Here is a 15,616-nt window from a genome sequence, read left to right as displayed (position 1 = left end):
TCTTTATTCTGTGCTTTTTTCTTTTACACACGTGAAGGACGTTTCATGGTCTTCAGTAAGGATATTGTAGAATGAGGCCTCGTCTCCTTTTGTCCACCAAACATATTCACCTCCTACATATTTTGCTCCAGAAGCAGCAATGACATTGGAAGCGATGATGCGATTTCCATTCCATTTGAGATCAACTAACCCAATATCATGGGAAGAGTAGTAGGTTTCTTCAACACGCATTTTTTGTTTTTCATTGCTGCATTGATAGAAAATGGTTCCTTTTATTAGTTCTTGATCGTCTGGTACCTCAATGACTAAAGAGCCAGCAAAGGCACTCATTGAGCTAAAAAGCGATAGACTTAAAACGGTTAAAAACCGTAAATTAAAAAGAGTTTTTTTCATAATGACTCCTTCGTTATTTAGAACAACAATGTTGATTCGTCTTTACAGCGGATGAGTTTTTTTCCTTCTGGATCGCGAGCACGGTCATGAAGAATGACTTCGTTGTTCTTTTTCCACCAAATATACTGTGCTCCTTTGTATTTTTTCCCTGTGTCGGCGACTACATTTGCAGCAACGACGCGATCGCCTTTCCATTTGAAATCAACCAATGAAATATTATCAGCATTGAGATAGACCGCTTCAACGCGTTCTTTATCTTTTCCAGTATCACACTGGTAGGTAATGGTCTCTGTTTTTGGCTCTGGATTGTCTGGTACCTCAATGATAAAAGAACCAGCTAAGCTGTTGTTTGAGTTGAAGAGCGATAAACTTAAAGCGGTGAAAAATCCTAAAATATGTAAAGTTTTTTTCATGATGCTTCCCTATATTCCTATATTGTGCACAAAGAATAATTTGATTGATACGATGGTGTCTACGGCAGGATTCGAACCTGCGACCCCAGGATTCATACCACTTCGATTTTCACCGCCAGCTTTTCACGGCTGTTTGTGGTCTGGACTGTCTCTTCACCTTGAAGCTTTTGCTCTTTAGGTGCTGCCCGTTCAGTCTCTACACCTTTCTCTCATTTGAAGAGAGACTTGGCTCGGGATTGGCATATAGTCTCCCATGAAGCTTTCCCCGAATTTGAGCAGATTCACTTTGAGAATTTCTCCTCAAAATGCCCAATTTCTTTAGGAATCCTGTGCTCTATCCTACTGAGCTACGCAGACATCATCATATTTAATCTTTAATAGAAGTATAAAAACGAATCAATTATATTCAATATGAATTAACGAATTTCTGCTAATTTTTGTTCCAGAAAAGTCAAAACTGCATCTGGTGAAACATTTTTTGCAATAAATGATTGACCAAGTCCGCGTGTTAAGATGAAGGTCAAATTGTTTTGAGAAACTTTTTTATCTTGAGCAATGAGAGTCATTAAAGTTTCAGCATCTGGTAAGTTCCCTGGGATATCCTTTAATTGTGTCGGCAACCCTATAGATTTGAAGTGGGCTTCAATGCGTTGTATAAGCGTGGGGCTTATTAAATTTAATTGAGCAGAGAATTGATGCGCTAGAACCATTCCAATTGCTACAGCTTCACCGTGAATTAAACGCTTTGAGTCATAAGCCGTTGCTGTTTCAAGCATATGTCCAAATGTATGGCCGAGATTTAAGAGTGCGCGCTCTCCTATTTCGTGTTCGTCACGTGCTACAATGGCAGCTTTAAATTGGCATGAGCGGACAATAGCTTCTGTTCGCATAGGGCCATTAGAAAAGACTTCTTGTCCATTTTTTTCAAGCCATTCAAAGAAATCAGGCTGGTTAATGAGTCCATATTTGACCATTTCCGCGTAACCAGCACGAAATTCGCGCCGTGGTAGGGTATCAAGAAGACATGTGTCAGCAATAACGCATTGCGGTTGATAAAAAGTACCAATAAGATTTTTACCATATTGGCTATTGATTCCAGTTTTTCCACCAACGGAGGAATCAATTTGTGCAAGAAGCGTTGTGGGCATTTGAATGAAGTTCATACCACGGCGGATTATACTTGCCGCAAATCCTGCTAGATCGCCAATGACACCACCGCCAAAAGCAATAACACAGTCGCCTCTTTCTAAACGCGCAGCAAGAATTTGATCGATGACAACTTGCAGGGTTGAAAATGATTTTGATTGTTCTCCCGCTTCTACAATAATAGGGACAGTATGAATTTTATTTTTTGTTAACTCTGCTTGTAATATCTCCAAATGAAGGGAAGCAACATTTGTATCTGTAACAAGTGCCAAGCGCGTTGGATGAGGATCTTTTTTGTTAAGAGCATGTTTAATCTGTGAAGCAGCTTGGGCAATAAGACTCGGACCAATGATGATATCGTAACAGTGTTTGTCCAGTTTAACAGTGACGGTCTTTGTTTGCATGCTGGTTTTCCCTATTGTTAATTTCTGTGTATAGGTAGTGCTGTACAGATCGTATAACATTTTGTGCTATGGTATGACGGCTTTCTTTATGACTGTTAATTGTTAAGTTTGCCTTTGCATAGATAGGATAACGCTGTTCCATGAGTTTTTGCATGGTTTCTTTAGGATTGGCTGTTTGAAGCAGGGGGCGTGTTTGGTGCTTTGAGACACGTTGCATGAGGATATCAAGATCGACTTTTAGCCATATGGATATACCATTTTGGTGAATGGCTTTTCGGATATTTTCGTTTATGTAGGCACCACCACCTGTTGCTAAAACAAGGGGACTTTTTTTCATGAGGTTTAGAATAACACGCTGTTCAAGAGCACGAAATTCTGATTCACCATAAATTTCAAAGAGTTCAGTGATTGTCATTTGCGCAGCTTTTTCAATTTCTTGGTCAGAATCATAAAAGGGTAAACGGAGCATGGTGGCGACGCGTTTTCCGATCACTGATTTTCCTGCCCCCATAAGACCAACAAGTACAAGTGCTCTTTTATCAAGGGACGATAAGAGCTGATTCTTTATTTGCGTTATGGGGATGCGTTTTGGTCGATTGCTTTTCATAACTTTATTTCGGCATTTATCCATCTTAAAGTCAATTCCTGTTAATCTTTGTGAGGCATAATACGAGATAGAATATTTTTGGGTAGGTTATTATCTTATGCCAACATTGACCAGATTTTTGATGATTCTTTTCATTTTGCTTTCTGTTCTTTTCATTATAATGGGTGCTCTTGTGGTTTGGGTTGAACCAGTAACTGTGGATATGTACATTGATGTTCCCTTGGATTCATGGGATCTTTCTACGGAAGCGAACCAATGAAATGAAAAGTGGTGCTGTGATAGATCATTTTCTTGAGATGATGAGCGCGGAGAGAGGGGCTTCACCTCATACGCTTGCGGCTTATCAGCATGATTTGCAGTGGGCACAAGACGAATTGTCTTCACATTCTGCTTCGCTTTTTTCAGCACAAAAAGAAGATTTAATTGCCCTTTTGTCGCTTATGCATACTTTTGGTTTTGCGGCATCGTCGCAAGCGCGCCGTTTATCGACTTTGCGTCAGTTTTATCAATTCCTTTATGCTGAAGGGTTGAGAGCAGATGATCCCTCTCATGATATTGATGCACCTCGTCAGGGGCGTCCTTTGCCCAAAATCATGAGTGAAGATGCAGTGATAAAATTGCTTGATTTAGCACAGTTAGAAGTCAATCAAGCAGATTATGGGTCTAAAAGGTATTTCCGTGCATTGCGTCTTCAGCTATTGATTGAAATGCTGTATGCAACAGGGTTACGTATTAGTGAGTTGGTGAGTTTGCCGGTTCAGTCTGTTCGAAGGAAGGAGTATAGCGTTTTGGTTCGTGGTAAGGGCAAAAAAGAACGAATGGTGCTCTTATCAAAAAAAGCATGCCAAGTTCTTTCACAGTGGTTAAACTTGCGTGATCAAGGAAAGGATGCTGCAAGTTCTTATCTTTTTCCTGCGCATTCTGAGACAGGATATATTGCTCGTCAAGTTGTTGCGCGGGAGTTGAAAAATCTCGCTAGAAGAGCAGGGATAGAAAATGATAGCTTTTCTCCCCATGTGTTGCGCCACGCTTTTGCTAGTCATCTTTTGCAAAATGGTGCCGATTTGCGTGCAGTTCAACATTTGTTAGGTCACTCTGATATTACTACTACTCAGATTTATACACATGTGCTGGAAGCAGGACTTTATCGTTTAGTCAATGAGCATCATCCACTTGCCGATGAGCAGAAGACTAGGTAAAGAGAAGAAAATGTTTTGAAAAATACTTTATAAAGTGAATTATAAGTGTATAACTTACACCAAATAAGTTGGGTGCAATGTATAATTATCTTGATTTTGAAAAACCGGTTGCTGATCTCGATGGGAAAATTCTCGAATTAAAAAAGATTTCTGAGGAAGAAGGCAGTCTTGATATGAGCGATGAGATTGCGCGTCTTGAAGCACGATCTCAAACAGCGTTGCGCGATATTTATAAAAAATTATCGCCGTGGCAAAAAACACAAGTGGCTCGCCATCCTGATCGTCCCCATTTTATGGACTATTCTGCACGATTGTTGAGTGATGTTACACCTTTGGCAGGAGACCGCAAGTTTGCTGAAGATGAGGCTATTCAAGCGGGGTTCGCTCGCTTTAAAGGTGAGGCCGTTGCTTACATAGGCCAAGAAAAAGGTTACGATACGCAAACACGGTTACGCTATAATTTTGGTTCTGCACGTCCAGAAGGGTATCGCAAAGCTGTACGTATCATGGAAATGGCTGATCGTTTTGGTTTGCCACTCCTCACTTTTGTCGATACGGCAGGTGCTTATCCTGGTGTGAGTGCTGAAGAACGGGGGCAAGCAGAAGCAATTGCCCAGTCAACAGCAGCAACTTTGCGCTTAAAAGTTCCTGTAGTTTCGGTTGTTATTGGAGAAGGCGGTTCAGGGGGAGCGATAGCAATTGCTGCAGCCAACAAAGTTTATATGTTGGAGCACGCAATTTACTCTGTTATTTCACCAGAAGGGGCAGCTTCTATTTTATGGCGTGATCCAGCTCGCGCGAAAGATGCTGCAATGAATATGCGTATTACCGCCCAGGATCTGTATCAGTTAAAGATTATTGATGGCATTATTCCGGAGCCTTTAGGGGGAGCACATAGAGGCAAGGAAGCTGCGATTGAGGCAACAGGCAATATTATCTCTGCTGCTTTGGAAGGTATGGTTGGCAAAGATGGTGAAACTCTTAAACAAGAACGTTGGGAAAAATATCTTCAAATTGGTCGGTCTCTAACATAGGTTATTTTTTGTGAGGGGATTGATTGGAGTTTTATTCGATGACATTCAACAGATTTCTTGGGGTATGTGTTTTGTTTGTAATTGGAATATTGGCGGCATGTGGGGGAAGATTGCCAGCTTCTATTCGTGCTAAAGTTGAGCAGCCGTTGCCGCAAGAAATCCAAAATAGAATGGCTCTGTACAATATAGACCTCTATGCACCGATTATGATGCGGTTTTTTAAGAAAGAAAATGTTGCTGAAATTTGGAAGCAATCTCGTTCAGGGACTTTTGTGCTGGTGGCTCGCTATGGCATTTGTAAATGGTCGGGGCAGCTTGGACCTAAATATAAGGAAGGGGACCTTCAGACACCAGAAGGTTTTTATACTATTAGTGCAAACCAAATGAATCCGTATTCAAAATATTATCTTTCCTTTAATATAGGTTTTCCAAATCTTTACGATCAGGCGAATGGCCGCACAGGACAGTATCTTATGGTTCACGGTTCTTGCTTTTCAGCAGGATGTTATTCCATGAGTGATAAAAATATGGCACAGATTTATGCTTTTGCGCGGGATGCTTTTAAAGGTGGACAGAGAGAGTTTCAGTTGCATGCTTTTCCTTTCCGCATGACTGATGCTAATATGGAGCGTCATCGTACCAATCCACATTATCAATTTTGGGAAATGCTTAAAGAGGGCTATGATTTTTTTGAGGAAAATCGTATACCACCAACGGTTGATGTTTATGAAAAACGTTACGTTTTCAATCATGGCGTTGGTAAGGCTGCAGGTACTCTAATGCCATAAGTCCTATTTTATCTTAAAATGGAGCTTTCTTCACTTCTTTAGAATGCTTTGTTCTTTTCTCTGTAATGCTATAAAATATTGTCTTTCCGTATGATAACACGCATATTAAAAATACGATGTTGTCTCTGTCTGATTTTGGTTTTTTGCATCAACAAAGTGTAAAAATGTATGGTTGAATGGAATACTCTAGACGAGATTTTTCCAGTGAGCGTGTGAAGTGAATCACATAAATGAAGAAAAGGTGGAATCTATTCAAGAAAAACTAGCCTGATTACAGATCAATAAGGGATAAGAATTTTCGTCCTTTAGGGTGAGGAGGAGATCAAATGATAGGCTAGTGTTTATAGCGCAATATAGTAAAGCCTGTTCGAAAAGCGCTGGTATTGTTCATTAAAGATTTTTTTTCTTGAAAATTACAGGAAAAATTAGAATTTTATTCCTGGAACAATCAGGGGATTGTCCAATATGGCGGTTTTGTCTGCTGTATCTATTGCTGGTTTGTTTAAAAAAGCATTAAAGAGTTTTTGTATCTCTTCTTTTTCAACACCATCGGCAATGATAATAAAACGCGTTTGTATGATTCCTTTTGGCCATGCTGGAAGTCTTCTTGGGGAATGGAAGAATGTCTGTACAGCGTGTAACACAAGGGGGCGGTGCGGGTCATCACGCAATGCGATAATTGCTTTAATCCGTAATAATTTTGCACCATAAAAATTTTTTAGAAGATCTAAAAAAGCATCAAGAGTAGCGTAATCTATAAGCTCTTCACAGTCTAGTGAAAAAGCACGTATGGCCCAGTTGTGCGCATGATTATGGGGAGTAGAGGCGCTCCATTGTTTAAGTTGTGTATTTTCTTCTTTTTCATCCCAGAATGTTTTACTTATTAATGAACTTGCACAGCAATGGTCAGAGTGGACATCTATAATTTGCGCTGTAGGATTAATTGTTTTGAGTGTATTAGAGAGCGTGTTTGAAAGCGTTTTGGGATCAGTAAGGTCTGTTTTTGTGAGGATAATTTTGTCAGCAAGTGCTAACTGTTTTTGTATTTCCGGATAGCGCTCAAATATGGAAAGCGTGTTTAATGTATCAAATGTTGCAAGGACAGAGCCGATAGACAATGTTTGAGTTAAAAGTGGGTGGCTTAGAAGAGCTTGTAAAATAGGGGCTGGATCAGCCATCCCTGTTGTTTCAATGATAATATGATTGAGTTGTTTGAGATCTCCCATTTGAACGCGATTTATTAAATCAGTCAATGTATCAATAAGATCACTGCGCAAATTACAGCATAAGCAACCATTTGCGAGTTCGATAATTCCTTCTGTTGTTTTTTCTACCAGAAGATGGTCAATACTTATTTCACCGAATTCATTGATAATAACGGCACAGTCAACCAAAAGAGGATCACGTAGCATACGATTGAGCAATGTTGTTTTGCCAGAGCCTAAAAATCCAGTAATAAGCGTGAGTGGAATGCGCTTTATTTTCATGCTTATCATCGACCGTGGTTTATTGCCTTTTTTATAGAGCGATTGGTTGGTTTTTTATGCGGAATGTAAAGTTTTTTTAGCGGTTTTGCTGTGGTTTTAGGTTCCTTTGGTGCACTAATGAGCCGTACTTGTAAAGGAATTATAGAAGAAGGTGAAGCAGTGATAAAAGGTGAGGTGAGGATAATCTTTCCTTGATCGTCATAAGAGTTCGCATGCATTTTTATAGCTTCAGGAGAGCACATTTGTTGTTTCATATCGCTTACTTGTCTCATCTTGGTACCATAGGGTTTTAAGGTTGCAAGTGTTAATTGAGGCATACCTTTATGTAAAAACCCTGTCTCAAGCAATTGTGCGGCTTTTTCTTCTCTTTCACTCACGTTGTTAGAACCTAAAATAACAGCAATAATCGTGCGATTGTTACGGGTTGCTGAGGCAACAAGATTGAAGCCAGAAGCACAAATAAAGCCGGTTTTCATGCCGTCTATTCCATCAAAACGGCCAATGAGATTGTTTGAATTGGGTTGTATTTTTCGTTTTCTACCAAAATCAATGGCTGGAATAGAAAAATAATGAGCGTATTGAGGAAATTCTCGACGAATCTGAACCGCTAAAAGCGCAATATCACGTGCTGTAGAGTAGTTTTGTGTGTCTGGTAGTCCACTTGCATTAGAAAAATGCGTTCCAAACATGCCTAACCGTTGAGCCTCTGCATTCATTTGTCGCACAAAAGCTTTTTGAGATCCTGCAATTGCTTCACTCATAGCAATGGCTAAATCATTGGTGGATTTAACCATGGTTATACTTAAAGCGGTATCAAGTGTGAGAACGGAACCAGCTTTATAACCTGAGCGATACGAAGGAGATTTTGCCGCATATTCGCTGATGGTGATGTGTTTGTTGGGTGAAATTTCCCCTGTGCTCATGGCACGGAAAATAATATAAGCGGTCATTAATTTTGTTAAGGAGGCTGGGTACCAGCGCTCAAAGGCTTGATTGTGTTCTAAGATGCGTCCAGTTGCAACATCAACAGAGAGAAAAGGTTGAGCTAAAGCGAGGGTGCTCGTCAAACTCAAAATGAAAGAAAAAAATAAGTTATGGAAGAGTTGTCGCATTAAGTGAAGTCCAATTCCTTTTGAAGTAATTTAGAACTATTTTAATGTAGCACACGATGCCTTTGAGTCCATAACGGAGGAGAGAGATAGTTAATACCGTATTAGTTTTTCTTCAGCGATAAAAACCGTCACCCATCTTTAATTCAGTTTTACGGTTTTAAAAGTATAGAGAACAATATTTTCAATAATGGAGATTGTTAAGCTGCTCACGTTTTTGTTGGTTGCGTTTTTTAGTGAGATTATGCTACCTCACGAAGAATAGCACGCCATCCGTGTTGCTATTCATGGTCGTGCTTAAAGAGACATTTCGCCCTAGATATTATAATCTCATCTTTTAATATTGCACCCACTTTTGCAATAAGACGGTTTATAAAAAGTATATTGAGTTTTTTTCAAACAATTTTTATCCCTATATTAATCTTTCTTGTGATGTGAAAACACACATTTTTTAATTCTGAATCAGAAAATTTGAAATGAGAAAATATTCCTGTATTGGGTGTTCTCTATTCAATATGGAAAAGGACTGAACTCTCTATTATAAATCAATGTACTGATTCATGAGAACTCAGTTGTTGAAGCTTTTTAACAGCACAAGGTGGCATAGGTGGAGGGCTAGGATCTTGAGCTGCTAATAAAAGCAATTCATCACAGGCATTTTCTGTTTTTTGTATGAGTTGGTCTAGGAAATCACGTTTGCTTAAACCAGCGTCTATGGGGGGAAGAATACGAACGCGAATTGTTCCAGGATAACGGCGAAAATTACCTCGTGGCCAATATAAACCGGCATTGTGCGCAATGGGAACAACTTGAAGCCCAAGTTCATTGTAAAGAGCAACAATTCCTGATTTATACTCTGGCTCTTGACCTGGTTGTCGACGTGTTCCTTCGGGAAAGATGAGAATTTGACGCCCTTGTTTTGCTTTTTCCTTCGCTTTTTGTATGATGGTTTTCAAGGACTTAATGGGTGTTGTGCGGTTAATTGGAATAATTTGTGTTTTTGCCATGTACCAGCCAAAGAATGGAATCCATGTTAGTTCACGTTTTAGGATGAGAGCAGGGTCATCAAGATAAGGCACAAGACCAAAAGTTTCCCATGCGGATTGATGTTTTGGAGCAATGATATAGGCTCCTTTGGGAAGATTTTCTAATCCTTCAATTTCATAGTTTGTACCTGCAATGTATTTTTGCAAAAAGAGCGTAACACGTGCCCATGTTTTTGGAACAATCCACGCTTTTTTGCGTGGCATTAAAAAATAAAAGGGTGCATAAAGAATCATTTGCACAAAAGTCGTGGTATAAAAAGCGAACGTAAAAAGAAGAGAACGAAGAGTAAGCACTATATTTTCCATTTTATATTTGCAAAGAAACTGTGTATATAACGTACTTTACACGAGAAAACATCTTTCTTTAGTTTTTTTCAAAAGTCTATTTTTGGGGAACTTATTTTCTGAATAAAAACATAAGGAAAAAAGACTCATGAAGTTGCAGGGGAGAGAAGATATTCTTTTTATTCCACGAATTTTATCTATCGCGGGGACTGACCCTTCTGGTGGTGCTGGAATGCAAGCGGATTTGAAGGTTTTTTCAGCAATGAAGACTTATGGTATGAGTGTGGTTACAGCTGTTGTTGCACAAAATACACAAGGTGTGCGTGCTTTTCATGCATTAGATGCGTCTTTTGTTGCCGACCAAATTGATTCTGTTTTTGAAGATATTCATGTGGATGCCGTTAAAATTGGTATGGTAGCGAATGCGCAAATTGCGCAGATTATTGCAGAGCGTTTAGCTTATTATCAACCGCGTTTTATTGTCTTTGATCCTGTTATGGTAGCAAAAAGTGGCGATGTCCTTTTAAAACCTGATGCGATTGCAATTATTCGTGATGTTCTTGTGCCACTGTCAACTCTGATCACACCCAATTTGCCTGAAGCAGCATTGTTGTTGGGTTGTGAAGTGCAATGGTCGTTAAATGCTATGCACCAATATGGTCCACAGCTTTTGGCGCTAGGGTGTCACGCTGTTCTCTTGAAGGGTGGGCATTTGAACACCCTTGCACGCGCAAATGGGGATAATTACGATTGTTCTAGTCCAGATCTTTATTGTGATTGTGAGGGTATCGTGACACTTGAAGCTTCACGTATCATAACGACTAATGATCATGGTACAGGTTGTACTATTGCAGCTGCAATTGCAGCACTTTTGCCGACAACACCTTTGATTTGCGCGGTAAGAAGAGCGAAAGATTATCTTAATAATACTTTAGCGGCTTCAACTGTTTTGCAAGTAGGAAAAGGACGTGGTCCGGTCCACCATTTTTGTGAATTATGGGATGAAAGATAAAGGAGAATCCTATTGAATATTGCGATTATTTTGGGGTCTATACGTCAACCCTCGTTAACAAGAACTTTGGCCAACTGCTTGGCTGATTGCCTATCGATGCGTGGTGCATTGCTTCATTGGGTTGATTTGCGTGAACAGCCTTTGCCAATTACTGATCCAGATTATCATCATCAGGTAGAGGCTAATCCAAGTGCTGCGGTACGTCAGTTTATTAAAACAATTACGGCAGCTGATGGTGTTATACTCGCTAGTCCTCTTTATCAAGGGTCTTATTCGGGTGTTTTAAAAAATGCTCTTGATCATTTGGCCTATGATGCTTTTTTAAATAAACCGGTGGGGCTTATTTCTCATGGGAGTACAGCTAAAAAGTGCGCACAGCCGTGTGAACATTTATTGCCGGTGGTGCGCACGCTTTATGGGCATGCACTACAATGTCAAGTCGCTTCGGCCAAAGAGGATTTTGCATCAGATGATGAAGGTCGTGCATGGAAAGTTATAAGCAAAGATGTACGGACACGTTGTGAGCGGCTTGCTCATGAAATGTGTGCATTTTTAAACCAGAAAGCTGGGAGAGATGATAAAAAATGATGAGCAATATCGTTATTTAGTGGTAGGTGGCACGGGGATGCTTGCTCCTTTGTGTCAGTCGCTAAAGCCACAAGAAGTGGTTATTGCGGCGCGCTTTCTTTCTCATCGGGATCAGCTTGAGGTATTGCAAAAAAATTATATGTGTGTGCCGTTGGATTATTATTGTACTGCTTCGCAGAGATAATTTTTAGAAACTGTGACGCAATGGCGTGGGCTAAAATATTGCATATTATGGATTCATTCACCCGCCCATGTATTCTTCATATTTTTGGTTTCAATTTTCATGATCAAATGCTTGTTGATTGTGCGCGCAAAAATAAAGTTGATTTCATATCTGTTAAATTAGGACGAAAAACAACATCAAATGGATGGCAGTGGCTTACCCATCAGGAGATAAGTCAACAGGTATTGGATGCAATGAAAGGTCGTGAATGAATTAAAATTATGATTATTTGATAGGATGAATGAGCTTAAGTTTTTTGTATATTCTTTTGAAATGTAAATACTTGTTATGAAGAGGGCAATATAAAAATCGGTTGTTGATCGCTTGATAGAGAACGCTCATAATGAATTACTTTACATGGTATTTGGCTAGAAGGGTTGATCTTGAAGTGCTTATAGCTAATATTCGTTTTGTAAATGATACACTTTAAATTTATTATCGAGCGTTATGATCCCGTAAGGCAAGATGACAGCACAGTTTTATGTATTCATCAGGAAGATTTTGTCAGATTTTAGGGATTATGCTAAAGTTGAAATGTGATGGCGATGGTGATTCCAGTATTGCAGTCTGCCAGCAGTGTATAGTTGGATATGCCACTTGCCAAGAATTTAGCTTAAGAGCGCTTGTTTTGCTATCATGATTTTTTTCCTCACGATTTTGCATTTGCCTACTTTATGGCAACAAATAGAATGCTGTACATGAAAAGATGAAATCGCAACTCTTTGTTTTAGATTAAAGCCGTATGTTCAATTTTAAAGGGGCTTTAAATGACCTTTGAATACTCTTTGAAAGGTCTTTCTGTCAAAATATACAAAACCTGCTGGCAAGCTACACACATACAAAAGCTACAGCTACAGACACCACACTTGTCGCAAGAGCTTTACAATATGGAGCGGGCGATGGGATTCGAACCCACGACCCCAACCTTGGCAAGGTTGTGCTCTACCCCTGAGCTACACCCGCTCATATATTTGAAACAATTCACTTCAAACGTTGTCTGTATGGCGTAGGCTTATCCGAATTGCAACAAAAAAATAACATTTCAACGTGAATTATTTTTCAATATTAAAAAAATGGAAATAAAGATTGATTTTGAAAGTGCTCTTCAATAGATTACCCTGCGCGATTATTGCAAATTTAGGTGGAGCAACAATGTTTAGAGTGACGGGGTTTAAAATAATAGGTTTGTGTTTTGCTATTGTAGCTATTTTTACGATGAATAGCTTTGCAAAAACAACAGAGAAAGTTAAAGTGGCAATTACACAAATTATGTCGCACCCTGCTGCGGATCAAGTCCACAAAGGGATAGAGGATGCGCTGGCGGAAAGTGGTTATAAAGAGAGTGAAAATTTAGAACTCACTTTTTTATCAGCGCAGGGCAATATTTCTACAGCAACACAGATTGCACGTAAATTTGTTGGTGATAAGCCTGATGTGATTGTTGCAATTAGCACGCCTTCAGCACAAACAGTGCTTGCGGCAACGAAAACAATTCCTATTGTTTTTGCTGCAATTTCTGATCCTATCGGAGCAAAAATAGTTTCTTCTCTTACCAAACCTGGTGGCAATGTAACAGGATCTTCTGATCGTATAGATATTGCGCAAAGTCTTAGACTTTTGCAAGAAGTGAAACCAAATTTGAAAAAACTTGGTTATCTTTATAATGCCTCTGAAGCCAATTCTGTTTCAACATTGAAGATGTTAAAAGATGTAGCAAATGAAGTTGGAATTGAAGTCATTCCTTCATCAGCACCTAAGCCTTCTGATGTTCAGGCGGCAACACGGGCTTTAATTGGTAAAGTGGATGTCATTTTTATTCCCGCTGATAATACGGTTCTTTCTGTTTTAGAGGGAGCAGCAAAAGTTACACAGGAAGTAAATATTCCTTTATTCACTGTTGATTCTAACTCTATGGGAAGAGGCCCTTTTATGACGCAGGGCGTAAATTTCTATGACGTAGGGGTTGAAGCTGGGAAATTGGTTGTGCGTATTCTAAAAGGTGAAAAACCTGGCGATATTGATGTTATACAGGCGGCTAATAATGATATCCGTATTGATATGAAAGCAGCTAAAAAAGCTGGTATTGTTATTCCGCAAGCAGTTATTGAACGCGCTACAAAGATTATTCAATAAGCTTCCATAAAAATGATGTTGATATGATAAAAGTACTTAAGTTTTCATGGGGGTGTTCTTTGGATGAATATATTTGCGTTTTCTGGTGCTGTAGAATTAGGTCTTATTTATGCGTTTGTTGCAATTGGAGTTTATCTCTCGTTTCGCGTTTTAGATTTTCCTGATTTAACTGTTGATGGTTCGTTTCTTCTTGGATCATGTGTTTGTGGTGTTTTGATTCTTTTAGGTTTCAATGCATGGACGGCTATGGCATGCGCTTTTTGCGCAGGTATGGTGGCTGGTTTAGTAACAGCTTTGCTGAATTTGCATTTTGGTATTTTAAATCTTTTGGCTTCAATTTTAACAATGTCAGCGCTTTATACAGTTAATCTTCGTATTATGGGGATTATGGGGGGATCTAATATTAATTTAGCACTTGCTGATACTGCTTTAACCCCCTTTTATGACATATTTGGCTTGCCTGATATTTTTGTACGTCCTCTTTTTGTTGGTTTTGTATTACTGGTTGTAGCATTTTTGATTTGGCGCTTTTTAGAAAGTGAGATGGGGCTTGCTATGCGCGCAATGGGAGCAAATCCGCGGATGGCTACAGCACAAGGGGTTCATACGTCGGCGTTAATTTATTTTGGCATGGGGCTTTCAAATGCGTGTGTTGCACTTGGAGGCTCTCTTTATATTCAAACTGCGATTGCTACTGATATTACCGGTGGAGCTGGTACGATTGTTTTCGGTTTGGCTGCTGTTATTATTGGTGAAACATTATTTCGTACACGCAATATTTTTTGGATTATTGTCAGCTGTATAGTTGGATCTGTTCTTTACCGCGTGGCAGTGCAGTTCGCGTTTGAGGCACAAGGGATTGGTATTGATACATCGACGGATCTTCAGTTGATCACCGCGCTTTTAGTGGTTTCAACCCTTGCTGTATCACGCTATTGGGGGAGGCGTAAACATGATTGAATTCTCTCATGTTGGAGTTACTTTTAAACCACAAACACCTTTGGAAAAACAAGCTCTTATTGATATCAATCTCAAGATTGATCGGGGTAGTTTTGTTACCATTATTGGGTCAAATGGTGCTGGTAAATCAACTTTGCTTAGTGTTTTAGCAGGTGCAATTCTTCCCACGACAGGAAAAGTGGTGATCAATGGGCAAAATGTTTCTAGGCAATCGGTAAGTGAACGCGCTGGGAAAGTTGCCTGTGTTTTTCAAGATTCGTTAGTGGGGAGTTGTGGTTCTTTAACAATTGAAGAAAATTTGGCTCTTGCAGCTCTTCGTGGGGGTCGCCGTGGTTTGCGTTCTGCTTTAAATTATGAAAAGCGGCACTTTTTTCGTGAGGAAATTGCCAAATTAGGCATTGGTCTTGAGGCGTGTATTCATAATCCTATGGACAGTTTGTCAGGTGGGCAACGTCAAGCGGTTTGTCTTGTTATGGCCACTTTAGCACATGCGGATGTTTTATTGCTTGATGAGCATACTTCAGCATTAGATCCAGGAATGGCTGATTTTGTCATGCAATTGACAGAAAAAATTGTTGAAGAGAAAAAATTAACAACTATTATGGTAACGCATTCTATGCGTCAAGCTCTTGATCATGGAGACCGCACACTGATGTTGCATGGGGGGAAAGTGATTTTGGATGTGCGTCAAGAAGAACGTAAAGGGTTAGATGTGAGTGATCTCATAGGCATGTTCCAAAAGGTTCGTGGTGAAGTTCTTGATGATGATGAACTCTTAATGGATTAATA

At 39.6% G+C, this 15,616-nt stretch carries 17 protein-coding genes and 1 tRNA gene; 10 read left to right on the top strand and 8 right to left on the bottom strand.

The window, feature by feature from the left end; genetic code table 11:
• Positions 1 to 3: 3 nt before the first annotated feature.
• From ACKC4Y_RS08425 to ACKC4Y_RS08410, 4 genes are all read right to left on the bottom strand, one after another.
• Positions 4 to 393, bottom strand: coding sequence for an MliC family protein (locus ACKC4Y_RS08425; RefSeq protein WP_409361283.1), 390 nt, complete (start codon positions 391 to 393; stop codon positions 4 to 6).
• Positions 394 to 410: 17 nt separating this feature from the next.
• Positions 411 to 806, bottom strand: coding sequence for an MliC family protein (locus ACKC4Y_RS08420; RefSeq protein WP_409361282.1), 396 nt, complete (start codon positions 804 to 806; stop codon positions 411 to 413).
• 416 nt (positions 807 to 1,222) lie between these two features.
• On the bottom strand, positions 1,223 to 2,356 hold the full coding sequence (gene aroB / locus ACKC4Y_RS08415; protein ID WP_409361281.1) for a 3-dehydroquinate synthase: 1,134 nt from the start codon (positions 2,354 to 2,356) through the stop codon (positions 1,223 to 1,225).
• On the bottom strand, positions 2,331 to 2,963 hold the full coding sequence (locus ACKC4Y_RS08410) for a shikimate kinase (protein WP_409362178.1): 633 nt from the start codon (positions 2,961 to 2,963) through the stop codon (positions 2,331 to 2,333). Before ACKC4Y_RS08410 ends, aroB begins: the two co-directional genes overlap by 26 nt.
• A gap of 260 nt (positions 2,964 to 3,223) precedes the next feature.
• Between ACKC4Y_RS08410 and ACKC4Y_RS08405 the strand changes: the two genes are divergently transcribed.
• The 3 genes from ACKC4Y_RS08405 to ACKC4Y_RS08395 all read left to right on the top strand — a co-directional run bounded on the left by ACKC4Y_RS08405 (position 3,224) and on the right by ACKC4Y_RS08395 (position 5,984).
• Positions 3,224 to 4,162, top strand: coding sequence for a site-specific tyrosine recombinase XerD (locus ACKC4Y_RS08405; RefSeq protein ID WP_409361279.1), 939 nt, complete (start codon positions 3,224 to 3,226; stop codon positions 4,160 to 4,162).
• A gap of 77 nt (positions 4,163 to 4,239) precedes the next feature.
• The gene (locus ACKC4Y_RS08400) at positions 4,240 to 5,196 is read left to right on the top strand and encodes an acetyl-CoA carboxylase carboxyltransferase subunit alpha (RefSeq protein ID WP_409361278.1); all 957 of its coding nucleotides are present in this window, start codon (positions 4,240 to 4,242) and stop codon (positions 5,194 to 5,196) included.
• A 38-nt stretch (positions 5,197 to 5,234) separates the two neighbouring features.
• Positions 5,235 to 5,984 (top strand): L,D-transpeptidase family protein, encoded by a 750-nt coding sequence (locus tag ACKC4Y_RS08395; RefSeq protein WP_409361277.1) that lies wholly within the window; start codon positions 5,235 to 5,237, stop codon positions 5,982 to 5,984.
• Between the two features lie 425 nt (positions 5,985 to 6,409).
• Here the strand turns inward: ACKC4Y_RS08395 and ACKC4Y_RS08390 are convergent, their stop codons facing one another.
• The 3 genes from ACKC4Y_RS08390 to ACKC4Y_RS08380 all read right to left on the bottom strand — a co-directional run bounded on the left by ACKC4Y_RS08390 (position 6,410) and on the right by ACKC4Y_RS08380 (position 9,932).
• Positions 6,410 to 7,471, bottom strand: a complete 1,062-nt coding sequence (locus ACKC4Y_RS08390) for a CobW family GTP-binding protein (protein ID WP_409361276.1) — start codon at positions 7,469 to 7,471, stop codon at positions 6,410 to 6,412.
• Between the two features lie 5 nt (positions 7,472 to 7,476).
• Positions 7,477 to 8,583, bottom strand: a complete 1,107-nt coding sequence (locus tag ACKC4Y_RS08385) for a D-alanyl-D-alanine carboxypeptidase family protein (protein ID WP_409361275.1) — start codon at positions 8,581 to 8,583, stop codon at positions 7,477 to 7,479.
• A 542-nt stretch (positions 8,584 to 9,125) separates the two neighbouring features.
• The gene (locus ACKC4Y_RS08380) at positions 9,126 to 9,932 is read right to left on the bottom strand and encodes a lysophospholipid acyltransferase family protein (protein WP_409361274.1); all 807 of its coding nucleotides are present in this window, start codon (positions 9,930 to 9,932) and stop codon (positions 9,126 to 9,128) included.
• Between the two features lie 127 nt (positions 9,933 to 10,059).
• Here ACKC4Y_RS08380 and thiD point away from each other — a divergent pair, with 127 nt between their 5' ends.
• The 4 genes from thiD to ACKC4Y_RS08360 are packed head-to-tail and all read left to right on the top strand — an operon-like array spanning position 10,060 to position 11,946.
• Positions 10,060 to 10,923 carry a bifunctional hydroxymethylpyrimidine kinase/phosphomethylpyrimidine kinase gene (thiD, locus tag ACKC4Y_RS08375; protein WP_409361273.1) on the top strand — a complete coding sequence of 288 codons (864 nt, stop codon included), beginning with the start codon at positions 10,060 to 10,062 and terminating at the stop codon, positions 10,921 to 10,923.
• A 12-nt stretch (positions 10,924 to 10,935) separates the two neighbouring features.
• Entirely contained in the window at positions 10,936 to 11,511 is a 576-nt protein-coding gene (locus ACKC4Y_RS08370; protein WP_409361272.1) for an NADPH-dependent FMN reductase, read from the top strand.
• Entirely contained in the window at positions 11,498 to 11,695 is a 198-nt protein-coding gene (locus ACKC4Y_RS08365) for a hypothetical protein (protein ID WP_409361271.1), read from the top strand. Before ACKC4Y_RS08370 ends, ACKC4Y_RS08365 begins: the two co-directional genes overlap by 14 nt.
• A 20-nt stretch (positions 11,696 to 11,715) precedes the next feature.
• Positions 11,716 to 11,946, top strand: coding sequence for a hypothetical protein (locus ACKC4Y_RS08360; RefSeq protein WP_409361270.1), 231 nt, complete (start codon positions 11,716 to 11,718; stop codon positions 11,944 to 11,946).
• Between the two features lie 676 nt (positions 11,947 to 12,622).
• On the opposite strand, the gene ACKC4Y_RS08355 is transcribed toward ACKC4Y_RS08360, so the two are convergent.
• A tRNA-Gly gene (locus tag ACKC4Y_RS08355) sits at positions 12,623 to 12,697 on the bottom strand.
• A 189-nt stretch (positions 12,698 to 12,886) separates the two neighbouring features.
• Here ACKC4Y_RS08355 and ACKC4Y_RS08350 point away from each other — a divergent pair.
• The 3 genes from ACKC4Y_RS08350 (at position 12,887) to ACKC4Y_RS08340 (ending at position 15,614) form a co-directional block, all read left to right on the top strand.
• Positions 12,887 to 13,867, top strand: a complete 981-nt coding sequence (locus ACKC4Y_RS08350; RefSeq protein ID WP_409361269.1) for an ABC transporter substrate-binding protein — start codon at positions 12,887 to 12,889, stop codon at positions 13,865 to 13,867.
• Between the two features lie 63 nt (positions 13,868 to 13,930).
• The gene (locus ACKC4Y_RS08345; protein WP_409361268.1) at positions 13,931 to 14,827 is read left to right on the top strand and encodes an ABC transporter permease; all 897 of its coding nucleotides are present in this window, start codon (positions 13,931 to 13,933) and stop codon (positions 14,825 to 14,827) included.
• Positions 14,820 to 15,614 carry an ABC transporter ATP-binding protein gene (locus ACKC4Y_RS08340; RefSeq protein ID WP_409361267.1) on the top strand — a complete coding sequence of 265 codons (795 nt, stop codon included), beginning with the start codon at positions 14,820 to 14,822 and terminating at the stop codon, positions 15,612 to 15,614. Before ACKC4Y_RS08345 ends, ACKC4Y_RS08340 begins: the two co-directional genes overlap by 8 nt.
• The last annotated feature ends 2 nt before the right edge of the window (positions 15,615 to 15,616 follow it).

The organism is Bartonella heixiaziensis (assembly GCF_046245125.2).
GTDB classification, from domain to species: domain Bacteria; phylum Pseudomonadota; class Alphaproteobacteria; order Rhizobiales; family Rhizobiaceae; genus Bartonella; species Bartonella heixiaziensis.
The sequence above is the reverse complement of the archived record's forward strand: the minus strand, read 5'-3'. Positions and strand labels throughout refer to the sequence as shown.